The 18639-nt window shown below is 40.7% G+C and carries 15 protein-coding genes, 1 tRNA gene and 2 pseudogenes; 7 read left to right on the top strand and 11 right to left on the bottom strand.

Annotated features, from left to right (window positions below; translation table 11 throughout):
• Positions 1-62: 62 nt before the first annotated feature.
• Positions 63-1361: a tetratricopeptide repeat protein gene (locus V7K56_RS05380; RefSeq protein WP_334908315.1), complete on the bottom strand. Its 1299-nt coding sequence runs from the start codon at positions 1359-1361 to the stop codon at positions 63-65.
• A gap of 277 nt (positions 1362-1638) precedes the next feature.
• The gene (typA, locus tag V7K56_RS05375) at positions 1639-3429 is read right to left on the bottom strand and encodes a translational GTPase TypA (RefSeq protein ID WP_334908313.1); all 1791 of its coding nucleotides are present in this window, start codon (positions 3427-3429) and stop codon (positions 1639-1641) included.
• Between the two features lie 591 nt (positions 3430-4020).
• On the opposite strand from typA, the gene V7K56_RS05370 reads away from it, so the two are divergent.
• The 3 genes from V7K56_RS05370 to V7K56_RS05360 all read left to right on the top strand — a co-directional run bounded on the left by V7K56_RS05370 (position 4021) and on the right by V7K56_RS05360 (position 8208).
• Positions 4021-5391 carry a serine/threonine-protein kinase gene (locus V7K56_RS05370; RefSeq protein WP_334908311.1) on the top strand — a complete coding sequence of 457 codons (1371 nt, stop codon included), beginning with the start codon at positions 4021-4023 and terminating at the stop codon, positions 5389-5391.
• A 66-nt stretch (positions 5392-5457) separates the two neighbouring features.
• The gene (locus tag V7K56_RS05365; protein WP_334908309.1) at positions 5458-6921 is read left to right on the top strand and encodes an ABC transporter substrate-binding protein; all 1464 of its coding nucleotides are present in this window, start codon (positions 5458-5460) and stop codon (positions 6919-6921) included.
• 234 nt (positions 6922-7155) lie between these two features.
• Positions 7156-8208 (top strand): hemerythrin domain-containing protein, encoded by a 1053-nt coding sequence (locus V7K56_RS05360; protein ID WP_334908307.1) that lies wholly within the window; start codon positions 7156-7158, stop codon positions 8206-8208.
• Positions 8209-8289: 81 nt separating this feature from the next.
• Here V7K56_RS05360 and V7K56_RS05355 read toward each other — a convergent pair whose 3' ends face one another.
• The gene (locus V7K56_RS05355; RefSeq protein ID WP_334908305.1) at positions 8290-9474 is read right to left on the bottom strand and encodes a M20 family metallopeptidase; all 1185 of its coding nucleotides are present in this window, start codon (positions 9472-9474) and stop codon (positions 8290-8292) included.
• Positions 9475-9911: 437 nt separating this feature from the next.
• On the opposite strand from V7K56_RS05355, the gene V7K56_RS05350 reads away from it, so the two are divergent.
• Positions 9912-10391, top strand: a complete 480-nt coding sequence (locus V7K56_RS05350; RefSeq protein WP_334908303.1) for a GNAT family N-acetyltransferase — start codon at positions 9912-9914, stop codon at positions 10389-10391.
• 54 nt (positions 10392-10445) lie between these two features.
• Here the strand turns inward: V7K56_RS05350 and V7K56_RS05345 are convergent, their stop codons facing one another.
• From V7K56_RS05345 to V7K56_RS05325, 5 genes and pseudogenes are all read right to left on the bottom strand, one after another.
• Positions 10446-11009 carry a pentapeptide repeat-containing protein gene (locus V7K56_RS05345; RefSeq protein WP_334908301.1) on the bottom strand — a complete coding sequence of 188 codons (564 nt, stop codon included), beginning with the start codon at positions 11007-11009 and terminating at the stop codon, positions 10446-10448.
• Positions 11010-11353: 344 nt separating this feature from the next.
• A complete protein-coding gene (locus V7K56_RS05340) occupies positions 11354-13114 on the bottom strand; it encodes a serine/threonine protein kinase (RefSeq protein ID WP_334908299.1) in 1761 nt (586 codons plus the stop codon).
• A gap of 236 nt (positions 13115-13350) precedes the next feature.
• Positions 13351-13539, bottom strand: a complete 189-nt coding sequence (gene rpsU, locus V7K56_RS05335) for a 30S ribosomal protein S21 (RefSeq protein WP_012407716.1) — start codon at positions 13537-13539, stop codon at positions 13351-13353.
• A 117-nt stretch (positions 13540-13656) separates the two neighbouring features.
• The gene (locus V7K56_RS05330; RefSeq protein WP_012407715.1) at positions 13657-13977 is read right to left on the bottom strand and encodes an RNA recognition motif domain-containing protein; all 321 of its coding nucleotides are present in this window, start codon (positions 13975-13977) and stop codon (positions 13657-13659) included.
• A 452-nt stretch (positions 13978-14429) separates the two neighbouring features.
• Positions 14430-14624: pseudogene (locus tag V7K56_RS05325) on the bottom strand (hypothetical protein); the annotation flags it as partial.
• A 106-nt stretch (positions 14625-14730) separates the two neighbouring features.
• On the opposite strand from V7K56_RS05325, the pseudogene V7K56_RS05320 reads away from it, so the two are divergent.
• A pseudogene (locus V7K56_RS05320) lies at positions 14731-14880 on the top strand (IS4 family transposase); the annotation flags it as partial.
• 178 nt (positions 14881-15058) lie between these two features.
• Here the strand turns inward: V7K56_RS05320 and V7K56_RS05315 are convergent.
• The 3 genes from V7K56_RS05315 to V7K56_RS05305 all read right to left on the bottom strand — a co-directional run bounded on the left by V7K56_RS05315 (position 15059) and on the right by V7K56_RS05305 (position 17736).
• Complete coding sequence (locus tag V7K56_RS05315) at positions 15059-16063, bottom strand: transposase (protein ID WP_334908297.1); 1005 nt, start codon at positions 16061-16063, stop codon at positions 15059-15061.
• 21 nt (positions 16064-16084) lie between these two features.
• Positions 16085-16936, bottom strand: a complete 852-nt coding sequence (locus tag V7K56_RS05310; RefSeq protein ID WP_334908295.1) for a hypothetical protein — start codon at positions 16934-16936, stop codon at positions 16085-16087.
• 140 nt (positions 16937-17076) lie between these two features.
• Entirely contained in the window at positions 17077-17736 is a 660-nt protein-coding gene (locus tag V7K56_RS05305; protein ID WP_229492648.1) for an Npun_F0813 family protein, read from the bottom strand.
• A gap of 357 nt (positions 17737-18093) precedes the next feature.
• Here V7K56_RS05305 and V7K56_RS05300 point away from each other — a divergent pair.
• Positions 18094-18166, top strand: a tRNA-Arg gene (locus tag V7K56_RS05300).
• A 39-nt stretch (positions 18167-18205) separates the two neighbouring features.
• The gene (locus V7K56_RS05295; RefSeq protein ID WP_334908289.1) at positions 18206-18460 is read left to right on the top strand and encodes a group I intron-associated PD-(D/E)XK endonuclease; all 255 of its coding nucleotides are present in this window, start codon (positions 18206-18208) and stop codon (positions 18458-18460) included.
• Positions 18461-18639 lie beyond the last annotated feature (179 nt).

Raw genomic sequence — 18639 nt, 5'->3', positions numbered from 1 at the left:
TTATTGGAAAAATAAGGTTATCAATTGCTTTTTTTTGGTGACTTCTTAGCTGAAGATGATAGTTATGGTTTGATTACTTTTACTCTACCTACCAAAGAATTACCTTTAATTTTACCATTAGAATTTCCAACCCTAAACGTATTCAGAGGGCGGCCTAGAGACTTGAGATAAGGTTCATTTTCTTCACCTGCTATAGCTAAAGAATATATTTGGTCATAATGATATGATAAATTGTGGTCAGAATGATATTGACGACCATTGTGCATTTTGGGATATAGATAAGTACAAATTTTTATACAAGCGAAAGCCATTCTATATTCCCGGAATAAACATAACAGCTTTGCCAGACCGTACCAAAGCATAAACCATGTCTGATTCTGATTAAATACTTGATCGTAATATTTGAAAGCTTGATTAAGATTTCTTGCTCTTTTTGATATAAGAGACTGATCAATCAAATTTAATAATTCTGGTTGAATTTCAGTAAGATCAGATGATTTTTTGATTTGGCTTAAAATATAATTAGCAGCTTGTTCTTCGTTGTCAACTGCATTTTGAATAAATTCAAAAAGTTTACTCTCTCTAACTGATCTATATTTATGGCTTTTAGGAAGACCTTCTTCAAAAGCTCCACCTTTACTCAAATAAAAATCGAAGTTTTTAAAATATTCTGCTCGTTCTCCATAGCACTCATAATCATCTTCTACATTTACAAACTCATTTTCTTCACTATCGGATGTTGTTTCACATAAATCTGCTGAGTTATCCTCAAATTCATTCCAATCAATTTCATTAATACAAGGATCGTTTCGAGCCATCCGAATCAAGTTTAAATTTGTTTCACCTTCATCTGTGATTTCTAGGCAGGTTTGATAACCTTCAATATTGTTGTCATTTTGATAAAGTTGTAAAGCTTTTTTTAAAAGCTCTATAGACCTTGTAAGTTTTCCTTGTTCCCATAATAAAGTTCCAAGACTTTGATATGGGTAAGGTCTGGTAGAATCAAGTCTAATTGCTTGCTCAAAATCAGAAATTGCATTTTCATTCTGTTCAAGCTGCATATATACTAATGCTCGATTATTAAAGCCTTGAAAAGTACCTCCAGATATTTTTATATGCTCACTGTAGTCATAGATAGCATTAATGTAATTTTCTAACTCATCATAAACATTTGCCCGACCAAAATATGCTTCACTATTACTAGGATTGTATTCAATCGCTTTAGTATAAAAATCTATAGCCTTTTCATAATTATTTTGTTTTTCAAACGTTACTCCATCATTAAAATATTTTTCAGATTTACGTTTAGAGAATTTACCATAATTTGGATCTGATTTTTTTCTACGTTTTGCTTCTCCCATTTTGCTAACTCATAGATACATAAATGTTGTAATATATGAAATTATAATGTGGCGCAACTAAGTTATAAATAGAGAATATACTGTACTTTTAAAGTTTTAGAGATCAACTCATAAGTATAGCAACGGACAGGGAGCTTAGGACAGCAATAAAATCACATAGTACCCTGTTGAAGGCGCGTTTCCCACGAACTGTCCTAACGGCTTTGGCGACTGCTATAAATAAAAACAAAAAGCCCGCTCATGCGGGCTTTTTAAATCAATTAAGTTATGGCTTTACTTAGCGTTTCGCCAACTTCTTCGACATTTTCCGCAGACGAATTGATTGGGGTGTAACTTCCACCAATTCATCGGGGCCAATGTATTCCAAAGCACGCTCTAGGCTCATGTCTATCGGTGCTTGCAGTTGCACTAATTCATCGCCACCAGCAGCGCGGTGGTTTGTCAACTGCTTGGTTTTACAGATATTCAGTTCCAAATCTTGCGGACGATTGTGTTCGCCGACAATCATGCCTCTGTAAACCTTTGTACCGGGAACAATAAAAAATGCTCCTCTATCTTCGGCGTTCCTCATGGCGTAGAAGGTAGAAACACCTTCTTCAAAGGAGATTAAAACACCTTTGTTACGGGCTTCAATGTCACCACTGAGTTGACGGTAATCTAAGAAGCTATGGTTCATGATGCCTTCACCACGAGTCATCCGCATGAATTCACCCCGGAAACCAATCAAACCACGGGCGGGAATGACAAACTCTAGTTGGGTGCGATCGCCACTACTTGGTTGCATATCTTGCATTTCGCCTTTGCGTTGTCCCAGACGCTCAATACAGCTACCCACAGCATCAATAGGAATGTCTAACACCAAGAGTTCGTAAGGTTCGCAAGGTTGACCGTTGACTTCGCGGTAAATTACCTGTGGCTGAGATACCTGAAACTCGAAGCCTTCCCGGCGCATGGTTTCAATTAAGATACCCAGGTGGAGTTCTCCACGACCGGAAACGAGGAATTTATCGGGAGAATCGGTTTCTTCGACGCGCAAAGCCACGTTGGTTTCAAGTTCGCGGAATAGGCGATCACGCACTTGTCTTGATGTCACCAACTTACCTTCTTGACCAGCAAAGGGTGAATCATTCACCCAGAAGGTCATTTGCAAAGTTGGTTCATCGACTTTAATTAGTGGTAAAGCTTGGGGTTCGTTAGGATCAGTAATCGTTTCCCCAATATAAGCATCAGCAAAACCAGCCACCGCCACAATATAACCTGCGGTTGCTTCTTCCAGGTCTACACGCTTGAGTCCTTCAAAGCCCATCAACTTGGTAATTTTACCCTTGACGATGCTGCCATTTTCTGTAACTAAAGCGGCTTGTTGTCCTGAGCGGATAGTACCATTGTGAATTCTGCCAATGATAATCCGTCCCAGATATTCAGAATAATCTAGGGTTGTGACTTGTAATTGTAGAGGTTTATTGCGATCGCCCACTGGTGATGGAACGTGTTTCAGAATCGCGTTAAACAAAGGTTGCATGTCTACCGATTCTGCTTCCAAGGTTTCCTTGGCAAAACCTCCCATCCCGGAAGCAAACAGATAAGGAAAATCACACTGGTCTTCATCTGCCCCTAATTCCAAGAACAGATCCAAGACTTTATCAACTGCAACGTGAGGATCAGCCTGACCACGATCGATTTTATTGATCACAACGATGGGGCGCAACCCTTTTTCTAAAGCTTTTTTTAGAACAAAGCGTGTTTGGGGCATGGGGCCTTCATTGGCATCGACAATCAGCAGACATCCGTCAACCATGCCGAGTACCCGTTCAACTTCGCCACCAAAGTCAGCATGCCCAGGAGTATCAACAATATTAATTAGTGTTTCTTTGTAGCGAACCGCCGTATTTTTGGACAGAATAGTGATACCCCGTTCCCGTTCTAGGGCGTTGGAGTCCATAACGCAATCCGGAACGTCTTCGCCTTCGCGGAAAATGCCGGATTGTTTGAGGAGTGCGTCAACCAGCGTGGTTTTGCCGTGGTCAACGTGGGCGATAATGGCGACGTTGCGAATTGGGAGCGTCATAGAAGCTTTTGGTGAACTCTAGAAGGTGTTTATAAGATTTACATTTGAATGCTAGGCTGTTTTAACAGAATTGAGAACGATCAGCAAATTCTGTAAAGAACCTTTAATAATTTTAGCGTAATCGTCACAATAGCGGGGAATTTTGTAAACCCCACAATGGAGATGTGTGGTAGTTACCGCATTAGTAGGGTAGAAAAAGCTTCTGTGGCAAACAGGTGTTACCTGAAAGGCTGTATTGCTTTTGAGAATTGCGGTTGATTAGCATAGAGGAATTTGTAATTAGAAATGCTTTAGTGAAAAGTAGAATCTTTGACCAATAAAGATGAAGTTACTGGCTACTAAAAGTCAAGTTATTTCGTGTTTGGGATCAAAGGGTAGCGATCGCCAAGCTTTGTTTTTATTGACTAGAATAAGGTAGGTATCTCTACAAAAATATTTAAATTACACGGAATTATCACAATGTAGAGTTAGGTCAATTGTTTAAAAGAACAAGAAGAGATCATCATTATTTATGTAAAGACTTTACAATGTAACGCCTTTAGTGAATTTAAGGTATATTCTAAAAACTAATAAAATGACAGCGATAATTATATGGTCTGCTGCCTAAATCCTAATTGCGAGAATCCCAAAAATCCTGACGGGGCAAATTTCTGCCTCAGTTGCGGCACACAGTTGGTATCGCTATTGAGAAATCGTTACCGAATCATCACACCATTAGGGAAAGGAGGTTTTTCACGCACATATATTGCAGAAGATATAGACAAGCTCAATGAACGATGTGTTGTTAAGCAGCTGGTTCTAAATCAATTTTATGCCAGTCAGGGTAGTCAGGCACATAAAAAAGCGACTGAGTTGTTTGAACGAGAAGCCAAACGTCTCAAAGAACTAGGAGAACATGTCCAAATTCCTAATTTGTATGCATATTTTAAGGAAGCTGAATATCTGTATTTAGTGCAGCAGTTTATCGAAGGGCAAAATCTGTTGCAAGAATTAAAACAACAGGGAATTTTTAATGAAGCTAAGATTCGAGATTTTTTAAATGATTTATTATCCCTACTAGTAGACATACATCAACAACAAGTAATTCACCGAGATATTAAACCAGAAAATATTATTCGCCGTCAAAATGATGGGAAATTAGTACTAATTGATTTTGGGGTGGCAAAGCAAAAGACAGAACCTACAAACACTACGATAGGCACAATTATTGGTTCATTAGGTTATGCACCAATTGAGCAAATGCAAACGGGTAAAGTTTTTCTGTCTAGTGATATTTATAGTTTAGGAATAACTTGCTTTCAACTGCTGACCAATATTTCTCCTTCGAGTTTGTGGATGAAACAAGGCTATGGTTGGACTTCTAATTGGTGGCAATATTTAGCGCAACCTATAAGTCAAGAATTAGAAATGATTCTTAATAAGTCACTACAAGAAAATCACGAACAGCGTTATCAATCTGCACAGGCTGTCTTACAAGATCTGAATAAGTTGCCACCGCTAAGGTATACATTAGCCTCTACAGTTATTTCACCGACTCTGCCATCAAGACCACAACTACAAAATCAACATAAATCAATTCGATATCTACCACAATTCTCTAACAGTAGATTATTGTCTGGAGCAATAATAGCTGGATCGGGTAGTTCATTTTTAGCGATCGCACTTATAAGTTTCCTCGGAACTACTTGGATTAGCTCTGGATTGTGGTTGCTAATTTTAGGAGGATTAGTCTTTATTCAATCTCGCCCAATTTTAGAAAAAGCTTATTTAACTGTTGTTGCTATAATCGCAAATTTACTTGTTGTCTTTATTTTCAGAAATCTCCTAACTAATAATCTTTTCAAAGCTGGTTTCAATGGACTGATACTTGTAGGACTACTAGTTATTTTAACAGGTTTATTGATAGTTATTATTGTCGGTATGTCTGAGATAATTAATAAAATAATTTCTAAATATTTTTAAGTTTTTAGTTTTGCTCAATTCTCAAAAGTTTCTTTAAAAAACATTGCAAAATTTTGGTAATTATTTATGATAAATAAAAAAGAAAACTTGAGACTGCTTATTTCTCTTGGTCTAGCTGGGGTAATGGTAGCAGCAATTTTATGGTTAATTAACAAAGTTTCTTCTACTATCATAACAACATCATCAAACCCAACACAAACTTCATCTTCATTTCCAAATAAGCCTTCACTAATGAATTTGGGTACAAGGATTTTGGTGAAAGTGCAAACATCGCCGGAAAAAACAGATGGAGTTAAAGCTTTTGCTGAGAAAGATTTCAGTACTGCCGTTAAAAAATTTACTGATTCTCTGAAAAATAATCGCAATGACCCAGAAACTTTAATTTATTTAAACAATGCCAAAATAGCACGAGATAATTCAAAAGCTATAAAAGTTGCGATCGTCGCACCAATTAACTTCGATCCGAGTTTAGCAGAAGAAATTTTACGTGGTGTAGCTCAAGCTCAAAATGAAGTTAATAACCAAGGAGGAATTAATGGTAAAAAATTGCAAATTGTAATTGCAAGTGCTGATAATAAAGAAGATTCTGAACGCCTAGATAATGAATTAGTTGAAGATAAAAGCCTTGTAGCTGTTGTGGGTGTTAGACGTAAAGCAGAAATATATAAAGACAAAGGTTTGGTTTTAGTCTTGCCAGTCGAGCTACCAAATCAAGCAGAAAATCCAGAAAAATTAAAGACTAATACAGTAAATAGTCAGCTAAATTATTCTAACACTAACTACTTGTTTCATGTAAATCCGCTATATGATAATTTAATAGATACTCATTCTCGCTACATTGCTCGACAAGCAAGAAATGTTGCTATTTGTGGCGATGTTCGTAGTTCAAGAGATAATTCAACCTCTTCATCAAATCAGATACTTGTAGAACAGTACACTCAAGCTATTAAAAAATATGGCAGCAATGTTATTAGTACGCCTTGCAACTTAGCAGATAAGAATTTTGATCCGAAAGATTTTGTGGATAAAGCTATAGAAACAGAAAACGCAAGTGGCTTTTTACTAATGCCTTCAATCAGAAATATATATTTTGCCACTAAGGTAGCACAAGAGGTTAAAGATAGAAAGCCACTGTTTGCTTCTGAAACTATGTACAGTGCTACAACTTTACAAAATGGTAAGGATCTTGAAGGAATGGTTTTACCTGTATATTGGCATCGTGATGCTAATAAAAATAACCCCTTTGCAAAAAATGCCTTTCAGCTTTGGAATGCACAAGTAAATCAGAGAACGGCGGGAGCTTATGATGCGCTCCAAGCAATTATTGCTGGCTTAAAAAAAGATAGTACCCGCGAAGGATTACAAAGGGTATTGTCTAATCCCAATTTTTCAACATCTGGAGCAACCGGAATGATTCAGTTTTCACCTTCCGGTGAGCGTCAAGGAGAAGCTTTGCTTGTCAAAATTGAGCGTTGTGAGTCTTGTTATAGTGGAACTGGTTATGATTTTGCCCTCTTGAATAAGAAGTAGTTTTTTTAATGTTAATTTTCATTCCAAAGATATAGGTTGTTTTCAAATAGATAATCTCTTAAATTTGAATGTTAAAAATTGAAGTATCGCTTCAATTTTTCTCGAATGAAAAGTTTTGTTTATCTACCCAGAGTTGTGAGAGCGATCGCTCAAAAGAAAGAGGGAATCTCCTTAATCTCTGTGTCAAGGTTATATCAGTAATAATTACGAACACTTTGCCGACGGAGAACACAGATGGTAGCTACATTAGATGATACGAAACGCAATGCAATTGCTGTAAAACTTGCAAGTCTTAAAGCACTCCAACAGTTGGCCATTGAAAAGGAACAATCGCTTTTGACACAAGGGCTTGATGCTGAAATAGCCGATCGCATCCGAAATTTCATAAACGACGATCAAAAAAATCTTGGTGTTTTAGAAACCATAATTGGTCAGTATGGGATTCAAGCTGAACCCAAAAAAAATGTTACACAATTCATTGAAAAAGCTCGCGAAATGTTCAAAAGCTCGGAGTTGAGCCTCTATGAAAAAGTCTCTCAGCATGAATTGCTAAAACATCAATTAGTAATGAGTGGCTTGATAGTTCACAAAGCTGCTCAAAAAGTTGGTGCTGACATTTTACTGGCGATCGCACCTTTGAATACGATTAACTTTGAGAACCGCGCTCACCAAGAGCAACTCAAAGGCATTCTGGAGATTCTGGGTGTCCGCGAACTTACTGGACAAGATGCAGATCAAGGAATTTGGGCACGTGTTCAAGACGCTTTGGCCGCAGTTAGTGGTGTGGTAGGTAGTGCTGTCACCCAAAACAGCGACAAAAAGGATCTAAATATCCAAGATGTTATCCGCCTCGATCACAACAAGGTAAATACCCTATTCACCGAACTCCTGCAAAGCGACAATCCACAAAAGATCCAAGAGTACTTCGGTCAAATTTACAAGGATTTAACTGCCCACGCTGAAGCTGAAGAAGAAGTTGTCTACCCAACAGTACGTCCTTTCTATGGTCAAGATAACACTCAAGAATTGTTTGACGAGCAAGCTGAGATGAAGCGAGTGTTAGACCAAATTAAGACTATCAGCCCTTCTTCATCTGAATTCAAAGATCAAGTTAGACAGCTTATGGAAGCTGTTGGCGATCACATTCGTCAAGAAGAAAGCACAATGTTTGCTGCTATTCGTAACAACTTGAGTACTGAGCAAACCGAGCAACTGGCGACCGAATTCAAAGCCGCTAAGACCCGAATTCAAGAGAAATTGGGCGTTGTTAGCGAATCCAATGTGTAGGATGCTTTCGAGCTTTCTATATCCGCAAAAAAAAGTTAGTTAAACAAAAACTCCCAGCACATCAGCGCTGGGAGTTTTTGTTTAAGAATTTTGCTGACAGTATTTATAAGCGGCATAAGCCATAGTTACAACGCCGGTGATAATGGCAGATTCATCGACTTCAAATTGGGGATGGTGTAATGGGTGGTTAATGATTCTTTCTTTGTAGCCTACACCCAAGCGAAACATGGAACCGGGGACATGTTCCAAATACATAGAAAAATCTTCAGATCCAAGGGAAGGTTCGGGTAAGACTTGAACGTGATCGCTACTCCAAGCTTCTTCGGCGGCTGATTGTAACAATTGCGTCAAGGTATAATCATTTTGGACGCTGGGTACACCCTGGTAATAATTGACTTGATATTTTGCCCCGTAGGTGTGGCAAACATTAGATACAATGTTTTCAATCCAGTTTGGAAGATAGGCACGAGTTTCAGGATGGAGCGATCGCACGGTTCCCAATAACTGCACTTTATCGGCAATTACATTCGGCGCTTTGCCACCATTAATTTTCCCTATGCTCAAGACTAGAGGACGCAAGGCATTTTGTGTGCGGCTGATAGCTTGTTGCAGTGCAGTAATCACTTGGCAAGCAATCCAAATCGCATCAATCGCCTCATGGGGACGCGCCCCGTGCCCAGATTCCCCCATAATCAGAATCTCTAAATTATCAGAGGCGGCTGTCAATGCTCCGTAACGCACACCAATAGAGCCTGCGGGTATAGAAGGGAAAACATGAACCCCTAATAAAGCTGAGACGTTTTCCATCGCCCCATCTTTCACCATCCAGTTTGCGCCTTGAGCAGTTTCTTCGGCTGGCTGAAATAAAAACCGCACTTTCCCACCCAATTCCTCAACCACTTGGGACAGCACCATTGCCGTTCCTAACCCCACAGTGGTATGAACATCGTGACCGCAAGCGTGCATAATACCATTTACACGAGAGGCATATTCTAAATTAGTGCCCTCTTGAATTGGCAAGGCATCCATATCAGTGCGAATTGCCAATAAACGGTCATTTTGGGTAGTGCCTTGGATTTCTCCAATTACGCCCGTTTTACCAACTCCCTCTTGTACGTGCAGCCCACTAGAAGACAAAACACCAGCTACGAAGGCTGCTGTTTGGTACTCCTGACCGCTAAGTTCTGGGTGAGAGTGGATATGGCGGCGAATTTCAATTAAGCGGGGTGCTAGTTTTGCTGCTAAGTCTTTAATACGGGTAAGCATCGATTTAATTAATCTATAGGCTTTTTTCCCATGATAAAGAAATGTTAACAAACAAAATGCTTTTTGCCATACAAGGATAGTTGATTTCTGCAAGCCGTACACTCGTGACTTCTAGTCATGAGTTAGGCGCAAATAATTTCTATATTTCTTCTTTAAAACAAGCAGAGGAGGTAGGGGAAGAATTAATAGACCTGTTGCAAAATTATTTTATGGTAACAATAGTACCTTTTGACAAGTCAGAGGGAACAGGAAACTCTTAACAGAAAAAATTTTCAACTTTAGTTGTGAGTCTAAAGCTCACTTAAAAAAAGATGTTTTTTGAGACGCGTAGCACGAGAAAAACGCTGTCCTTGCTTCAATCCCACGTTTTTAAATGTGGGTCACTGTTCCCTGTTCCCTATTAAAAGTTCCCTTTGAATTTAACTAGCTCTAGCGAAATGCAAATTGAACCATACGACCCCCGTCAACTTGATGCCGTCATTCGTCTTTCCCTTCGCGCATGGACTCCGGTCTTTGATTCGATTCAGAAAGCGATGGATCTTGACGTGTACCAGGAACTCTATCCTGCCGATTGGCGTGTAAGCCAGCAAAAGGCCGTCGAGGAAGTCTGTGCGGCAGAAGACACAAAGGTGTGGGTTGCGATCGATTCTGGTTCAACCGTGGGCTTTGTAGCGGTGAAACTCCACTTACAGAGCAGTTTGGGAGAAATCTACATGATCGCCGTCGATCCAGACTATCAACGTCGAGGCATTGGCACCGCTCTGGTGGAATTCACTCTTGATTGGATGAAAGTTGCTGGGATGTCCGTTGCTATGGTCGAGACCGGAGGCGATCCTGGCCATGCCCCGGCACGTTGTACCTATGAAAAGCTGGGTTTCGGGCTGTTACCGATCACCAGGTACTTCAAGAAGTTGTAGCTGCCAAGGGTTTCAAATGCCCCATGCCCCATGCCCAATCCCCAATGCCCCAATTTATTTTGAATAGCAGGTTGTGCCTAGAGTATTTTCGGGTCTGAACTCGTTACATTCTCTGGGATTTTGCCGCTCTAACGACCAGCCATAAGGTTTATCAGAGGTAACGACACCATTCGCTAGAGTTGTTAGTCGGAAGTTTGCCCCCCGAAAATTAGTAAACTCCAATTTGGCATCTTTTAAGTTTGTTGCTTCTAAATTGGCACTGATGAAACCGGCATAGGATAAATCAGCATTTTCCAACGATGCTGATTTCAAATTTGCTCCAGTTAAGGAAGCGCCAGTGAGATTAACCGAATTTAGAATTGCACCTTCTAAATTTGCACCAGTGAGATCGGCATTTGTGAGATTAGCTTGAGATAATGTAGCGCTGCTCAAGTCAGCCCCTCGCAAATTTGCTCCAGTTAGATTCAACTTACTTAGGTCAGCACCACTCAAATTACACCGAGGACAGGCACTTGTTGCTTTCAACTGATCCAAGTCTAGCTGATTTAGTGCAAGAGCCTGCTCTGCAAAGCCTAAACAAGCTAACAGGGAGACGGTGGCAACAATCTTAAGTTTCATATTTTTTACTGATATTTACAAAAATGACAAGTTACGAACATCACATACTGCCATCCTTACATATACTGCTTCTATAAGGAAGTACAGGCATGAAGCATTGATTAAGAAGCTGTAAAAATACTATAAATTATAATAGTAAGGCTACTCAAACGGAAATATAGGCTATAGAATCAAATCGTAAGGAACTATACCGAACCAATTATAGACTACCAAATATGTGATCCCCCTAGCTCGAAAAAACACGACTAGGGGGATCTTGTTTTTAGGCATTGGACATTGGGATTGAATCCTCAATTTTGAATTTTGAATTTTGAATTGATTTCTCCCCTGCTCCTCTGCTTTCTTCATCGCCATCCTAAAAGGCGCAGTCCAGGGACAATTAGGTAATAACTCACTCCTAACCAGAAGCTGGTAAAGAAGCCTACAAACCCAAAAAAAGTCAGAGGCAAGTATAACTCTGACCAAGCTGGTTGACTGGTAAATTGGAAGATCGGAGGTACTAACTTCAAAAGAATCAAAACTGCATAGGCGATCGCACTGCCAAAGGCCGCGAACACCGCGTACACTAGATGATGGCTGCGAAGTCCTAAACTCAGAGTGAGTAGGCAAACTGCCACTAAAATCACTGCCACTAAGCCCTCGCCGCTATCTTTTGGGGTGATTAATTGCAAAATCAACCAGCCGAAGCCATAGCTAATCATGCCCATCAGGGAAGCCACTAAAAACCGCCGCCGTTGACCAAAACACCCGGATACTGTCAGCCCCCATGCAGTTCCCCAACCTGCGGCGACGAACACCAAAATATCTGCACCGAAGACGGGTTGAGTATTTGGTACTAATTGGTTTAGCTGACTCCCAATCAATTCCACAACCTGACGCCCCAAGCTGGTGCGATAGGCCAAAATAAAACCAGCGATCGCACCAAAACAAGCGCCGATACTACTCAGGATCATTGCCCAAATCGTCGCCAAACAAGCTCGGAAAATTTTGATAATTGTCTGAGCGATAAAAATAACGGTTTTGGTGACAGCTTGGCTAAAGTTAGCTAAAACTTGTTTAATAGCTTGTGTTAGCAGTGTAAGTCTCTGGGAAGCTTGTGTTGAGGCTTGCTTAATCTTGTCTCGTAGTTGGGCAAATACCCCTGCTGGCAGTAATGGTTGAGAAATCTTCGCCAAACGTTTTTGAATTATAGCTGCATTTGCTGGACGCGATCGCACATCTTCTTGCACCATCTCATCCAGCAAATCTGCTAGTTGCGGGTTGACATTTATCGCAGTTCGCCAGCGCAATTTACCCGTTTGCCGATCTTCCAACTCTAGCGGGTATTTACCTGTTAGTAATTCAATTATCGTTCGACCAAGGGCATAAAAATCGGCACTTGGCCCGACAATACCTCCACTTACTTGTTCTGGTGGACTGTAACCAGAAGAAAATAATCGCGTGGAACTAGACACAGAACGCAGCTTAGAGGCACTAAATTGTTTCGCGCCACCAAAATCAATTAGTACCACGCGATCGCCCTCTATTTGTCCTTGAGACGGGGTTACAGATGGCGAAGATGTACCCAGCATTAAATTAGAAGGTTTAATATCCCGATGAAGAATCTGACGTTTGTGTAATTCTTGTAAAATCTGTACAGCTTGGGCAAACCAGTTTAAAACCAAATCCTCTGGACAGCCTTGGGGAAACTTTTTTAATATCTCCTCTAAAGTCCGCCCATTGATTTTTTCCATTACTAGACAAGGCAGTTGGTGCGGTTTGGGATTAAACAGGCTTACGTTAAAATAACCATTGTCATCGACTGTGGGGACACCAGGATGCTGCAAACTAGATAAAACTGCCGCCTCTTGGGTAAATAATTCCAGTGCCTTTGGCGAGTCTTCTACCAATACTTTCAGTACTTTCTCTGTTTGAGTTTTTTCATCCCAAACCGTGTATATTTGGGCAAATCCTCCCGAACCTAAAGGCTGAAGTGGAACATAGCGGTCTAACAACTCTAGCGGTGCGCCACAGCTGTTGCAAAATTTGTTTCCCCAAGGCTGAGGATAAGGACGTTGACAATCAGGATTTATACAGTGAACCGCCCTCTGAGTGATGTGGGACACAACCGCTACAATACAAAAGCTGACTTGATTTTAGCGTTTCTTTAGGTTTGCTGATTTTAAAATAGACAAAAGGAAAACCCTCATAAAATTTATGAGGGCATTCGTTTATATTTACAAAAGAATTCAAAGAAGGTGAAGTACACAACGATTTCTGTCAAAACAAGATATAAAGCCTGTTTTACTTCTGTTAGCGTAGCGGGGCACAGCCTATTCTGAATTCTGCTGTATGTCAGCCCTTAATTACGAAAACTTCTCTTACTTTGTCTGTGCTTGGCAACTTCTTTGCGCTTGCGTTTTTCTAAGGGTGTTTCAAAATGACGATGCTTTCTCATGTCTGGAAAAATTCCCGCCTTGGAAACTTCTCGTTTAAATCGTCGTAAGGCTGACTCAATGTGTTCATTGTCACCTACAATTACTTGGGTCATTATTTCTCCTACTAAGTTGACTTCATCAATGGCTATGCAGGCGGTAACATTACAAAAAAAAGACAGACTCTTATTTGTCTGACCTTAAGACTCTTGGTAAGTTTTTTGTTTCCAAGATTAGTAGCGTCCGCCGCGTCCACCGCCGCCGCCATATCCTCCTCTGTTACCACCAAAAGAACCTCTATCACCTCTGTCTTCCTTGGGTTTTGCCTTATTGACTTTCAGGTCACGACCCATCCACTCAGCACCGTCGAGAGCTTCAATGGCAGCAGTTTCTTCAGCTTCAGTTCCCATTTCCACAAAGGCAAAGCCGCGTGGACGACCTGTTTCACGGTCAGTAGGTACTTGAACGCGCTTTACAGTACCATATTCTGCAAAAATACCACTTAAATCTTCTTGTGTAACGTCATAAGAGAGGTTACCTACATAAATTGACATCGATTCTCTCCAAAATCATCACTGTGTAGAGATTTTAATTTCTCTCAGAAGTCTGTAAATACTAAAAGGAAAAAGCCTTTCAATACTAAAACCAAAGACATCACTGAATTAACTCTCATAAATCTAGGATGACATACGAGCCAACTCTTTGCATCCAGTAGATAGTTAACCAGTGACGCGATCACACCTAAGCGATCGTCCGCCCCCACATACCCTAAGTACAGTCCACCGCAAAAAAGGGTTGGAAATGGAAGAAGATAAATTCTGTAGGGTGATATAGAAAATCAGACATGCAGGGGTGCATCTTTAATATCCGAATTGAACGTTTGACTGCATTAACCATGAAGCATTACTTCAAAATTTTAATACGAAAGGCAAAGTCAGGCAACAAATATAAAACTATTGTGACTTGTACTCTTTTGGAGAACCTGCTATAAAAGCGACTGCGATGCTTATGGCGGCAAGCTACGCGAGTCTTTTTCTTTGGCGCTAGGGTGTGTTTTCAGACTATAACTATAACAAAATGTAGGCGATCGCGAGCGAGCGCTCATGGCTGTATAATTTGCAAGTTTTTCATATCGGGTGGCGATGCGACGAAATTGTTTGATTCGTTTGATAGCGCGCTGCACAACGTTGCGTTGACAGTAGAATTTCAAAGGCTTTCGGGCTGCGTCGCCGTTCAATTGAGAGTCGTCAATAAATAGTGAAGCGGATACCACGGCGGCGAAGGTAATTACTTATTCTCCGACCAGTTACCGAAGACTTGATCATTTCAGCGTTGCTTATGATAAAGGCAAGGCCCTTGATCCGATTAAATACTTTGCTGCAAAACAAAACCAAGACTTAGGTGTAGTCAAAGCCCTGCGAAAGCCTTTCTCCAAGCTCGATTTGTCTTCTTTTCCTGCCCTTTCTTGACAAATGTGCAATCGCTCTAACTTCTCATAGGTGATAGGTCAGGGCTGTTTTATTCCCTAAAAGATGTAAAATTACAACCATCTAGGGGATGAAAAATCATGGATGCAAAGATGAAACAGCCCTGCTTTTAATTACTGAATTAATGCTCTACTCCAACTGTTAACTCCTAAACCGTAGACAATGAATAGATCTGACCATCGATTAGCAGTCGCGTGATGCCTTTAGCTTGTAGATGAGTACGAGCCTTATGAAGCATTTTACTATCTGGAACTTTAATCACGCGATCGCGTTTAGTAGAAAAACGCTTGGCGACGCGATGGTTATCAAACACTGGCAGAGTTCTTTGCTGGGTTTCTAGGCTGGGAATTTGTCCCAAGTCACCAAAGTCCTTCAGAGGTCGCGTAATTAATTCTGAGGAACGGTCAATTACCAAATAGCAAGTTTTGGGCAAATTAGCTACCGACAGTGGTAAAACTTCAACTGATGTTTCACCTGGTCTTCTTCTTGTAACTAAAGGTCTTTGCTCATCTAGGTCATCATCATCAAAGTCTTCTTCCTCAAAGTCATCATCTTCTAAATCATCATCTTCTAAATCATCCAAATCCTCGGATTCGTCGAGCAAATCTTCGCCTAGCATGTGCGCGATGACAGCCGCTCCTGGATGTTCATTCTTTAGCGGTGGGATGGGAATGCTGACTATTTCCGGCGGCTTTGGCTGTGGAGTTTCTAATTTCTCTGTGACTCGGAGTTTGGGTTTCTCCGTCGCCGAGGGGCGTCGCCGCACTCGTCTACTAGCAGCAATTGACTTTGCCGTTTCCTCTGAGTAAAGTTCCTGCTCTACACGAATTATCTTACGTGGTAGTGGCTCAACCTTTGGCACTTCCAAGGGTTGGCTTTCGCTGGGTGGAACTTCTATCTCCGGCTCTGGTTCTGGTTGACTCAGCAGGGGTAACTGCTCGTAGCTTACCTGTGCCCTTCCCTCAGGAGTTCTCGCAGCCCGCTTTAAAGACACTAAGTATTCATACTCATCCTCTGGCAAAGTGCTTTTTAGCAGTCGACTAATTGTCGAGTTACTCACACCATAGCGATCTGCCAAAGTTGAGGTTGTTTCGGCAGTCTCTCGATATAACTTCAGAATTTCTTGCTTGTCAGAGTCTGTTAATTTTCTCACGGTAGATACCAAAAATCCTTACTAAGCTCGTTTACGTCCGCTGGTACGCCGCGTTCGTCTTAGTGATGCGTCATATTCTAAGACAGCGCCCATGCCAAATAACACTCCACTAAACACCCAAAACACTTCTAATATCTCTCCACTTTGATAATTGGGGCCTTGGGCGTATTTAAACCACATATCTGCAATGTAGAGCGAAAAGGCTGCCGCTGCAATCATTCGCCAAGACTGGGAAACTCTTCCCCCCCAAAAGGCTAGTAGCAGAGTGGTAGCAATAATTAATAGAACCACATCGCTAACTACGTAAAACCAATTTAAAATAGCGACTAGCAGTTCTGAAGGTGTTTCCTGCTGCATAGAAATCCACCATGCCAACAAACTACCGAACACTGCAATTGCTAACACAATTAGCCACTGCCATTTTTCTAAATTGATTCGTCTGGAAGCCACAGCTAAAATCATGCCTGCGCCAAGTAATAGATAAGTCAGTACAAAAAATATATCGCCCACAGACACATCCGGTTCATCTTTTAAAACTATTTCGGTATAGCCGAAAATTATCCCCCCAACGAAATAGGAAACCATACCTAGCCCAATTAAGAGCCAAACATTTCGCCCACTGACGATTTGCGGACTCAGCCAGTTCCTCAAGCATAAGATACTGGCACCCAAATAAGCTAAAGCTTCAAAAATATTTGTACCAATCACATACCACTCGGCTCGGCTTTCTATGCCATCTGCTCCGGGAACTTTGGCACTAAACAACAAAAAGTATAGCAGTGCTAGTACAGCCCAGCCAATATTAGCTAAGACAATGTTCTGAGTAGTGAAAATTGATTTAGAAAGGAACGAATTTTCGTAAGAGTTATTCATAAAACTTGACTATGTAGATACACTCTGGCAGTATTTTGAGTTAAAAGACTGTATATATTGCAGTATGTCTGTCAGGTAATATACAATCAGACACCAAAAGCAAGTGCCAGTGGCAGGATTTTTGTGAAAAAATTTCCATGCTACTGCCATAGTTTACCCAGTGGCGATTGATTTAGCCAAGTGATAAACAGCGATCGCTCGGCTTCTGGCATATCTTCTAGCTTATAAATTACTTGTTTGGTAAAATTAGCGTTGCCAAAATAAGCTTTTCCTAATCGATGCAGTTCTTGTAACAGGATAACTACATGATTTTCTTGCCAATCAGGTATTTTGGCTGTCGGCAAAGGATTAGTAGATACCAAATATTTAACTGCTTCTAAAGAGGATGCTTGGGGAAATTGCTTCTGCTTTAACACCTCCGCAATATCTTTTTCAAATAAGGCAGCTTGCCTAGCACCTAAAAACTCTTCAATATCGATAGAAACACCTTGCAACAGCAAAATACTGGCTTGGATTAAAATTGCCGTTTTGCCATGACCACCTGTGTCACTATCCAGCTGCTCTAAACGGATTTTACCCCAAACGCTAAAGCGTTCCGGTTCCTCCAGCAAAACACAGGCTTTACCTCGGTTATCCGTTAATTCTCTCCATAAGGCTCTAGCTTCTTCCTCTTGACTAGCTTTGAATACGCTAATCAAGCGAAAAGTCTGCCCTTGATAACTGAGGATCGGCACTTGCTGATCCTTTTTTGGGTGCTGAATGCTTGATATTTCAACATCCTGCCGTTTGAGAATAAACATGGCACTAGCAAATAACTCCTCACAGGGGCACTCTTAATATGGAATATATAATGGCATTTGGCAGCATCGCCAAGGCTGAAATTACCTAGCATACTGTATAAATGAGCCTAGCAATCGCCAGATCCTTCTCGAAGCTAGCTGCCCAAAGGACGGTGGCGTTAACAAGCAAATAACTCGTTGACAACTCAATATATCTAAACCAATACCCCATTTGTTTCGTTTTCGGTGTAGATTAACTAACTAGCGACTAGCATCTTAGCCTTGCTAGTAGTAAATCTGCAATTTTCCATTGCTTCTTGATAGCCGAAGACGATATAATAGTGTAGATGACTCCTTTGGGAGCCATGAATTTATCTTGGGCGCGTAGCTCAGTGGATAGAGCAATTGCCTTCTAAGCAATCGGTCGCAGGTTCGAACCCTGCCGCGCTCGTTTTAACTCAACATAAGCCTTCAAGCGCTGTGAAGTGATATGATGATTTCCTCGATTGAGGATTCGTTATTGCTCCATCATACCAAAAACAAAGGCGATATTGCTGCAACGAAAGCGATCGCTGATCTAACACTTAAAGGGTATTTAGTTCTCACGCCAGTTGTTTGTGAGCATTTACCTTTTGATTTTGTTGCTTACAAAGACGAGAAATTTTACAAAATACAAGCTAAATATACGGGAGATAATAGAGTAATTAATAAAACTATTTGGGTAGATAAAAATGGTACTCATTAGAAAAAGTATAAAGTAAATGACTTTGACTTTTATGCTGTTTATCTACCTGATATAAATAAAGTTGTTTATCTATCAATTAACTTTAAGGGTTGCTATATAACTACCCAGATACCTAATTCAGCTACACCGTTTTACTGGTGGGAAGATTTTACAGATTTAACTGAAGCAGCGTCTAAGCG

This window comes from Nostoc sp. (assembly GCF_036917535.1).
Lineage (GTDB): Bacteria > Cyanobacteriota > Cyanobacteriia > Cyanobacteriales > Nostocaceae > Nostoc.
The sequence above is the reverse complement of the archived record's forward strand: the minus strand, read 5'-3'. Positions and strand labels throughout refer to the sequence as shown.

Bases quoted from the DNA above. Each gene is read 5' to 3' on its own strand.
- V7K56_RS05380 (WP_334908315.1), bottom strand. From the start codon at position 1,361: ATGGGAGAAGCAAAACGTAGAAAAAAATCAGATCCAAATTATGGTAAA.
- typA (WP_334908313.1), bottom strand. From the start codon at position 3,429: ATGACGCTCCCAATTCGCAACGTCGCCATTATCGCCCACGTTGACCAC.
- V7K56_RS05370 (WP_334908311.1), top strand. From the start codon at position 4,021: ATGGTCTGCTGCCTAAATCCTAATTGCGAGAATCCCAAAAATCCTGAC.
- V7K56_RS05365 (WP_334908309.1), top strand. From the start codon at position 5,458: ATGATAAATAAAAAAGAAAACTTGAGACTGCTTATTTCTCTTGGTCTA.
- V7K56_RS05360 (WP_334908307.1), top strand. From the start codon at position 7,156: ATGGTAGCTACATTAGATGATACGAAACGCAATGCAATTGCTGTAAAA.
- V7K56_RS05355 (WP_334908305.1), bottom strand. From the start codon at position 9,474: ATGCTTACCCGTATTAAAGACTTAGCAGCAAAACTAGCACCCCGCTTA.
- V7K56_RS05350 (WP_334908303.1), top strand. From the start codon at position 9,912: ATGCAAATTGAACCATACGACCCCCGTCAACTTGATGCCGTCATTCGT.
- V7K56_RS05345 (WP_334908301.1), bottom strand. From the start codon at position 11,009: ATGAAACTTAAGATTGTTGCCACCGTCTCCCTGTTAGCTTGTTTAGGC.
- rpsU (WP_012407716.1), bottom strand. From the start codon at position 13,539: ATGACCCAAGTAATTGTAGGTGACAATGAACACATTGAGTCAGCCTTA.
- V7K56_RS05330 (WP_012407715.1), bottom strand. From the start codon at position 13,977: ATGTCAATTTATGTAGGTAACCTCTCTTATGACGTTACACAAGAAGAT.
- V7K56_RS05310 (WP_334908295.1), bottom strand. From the start codon at position 16,936: ATGAATAACTCTTACGAAAATTCGTTCCTTTCTAAATCAATTTTCACT.
- V7K56_RS05305 (WP_229492648.1), bottom strand. From the start codon at position 17,736: ATGTTTATTCTCAAACGGCAGGATGTTGAAATATCAAGCATTCAGCAC.
- V7K56_RS05295 (WP_334908289.1), top strand. From the start codon at position 18,206: ATGATGATTTCCTCGATTGAGGATTCGTTATTGCTCCATCATACCAAA.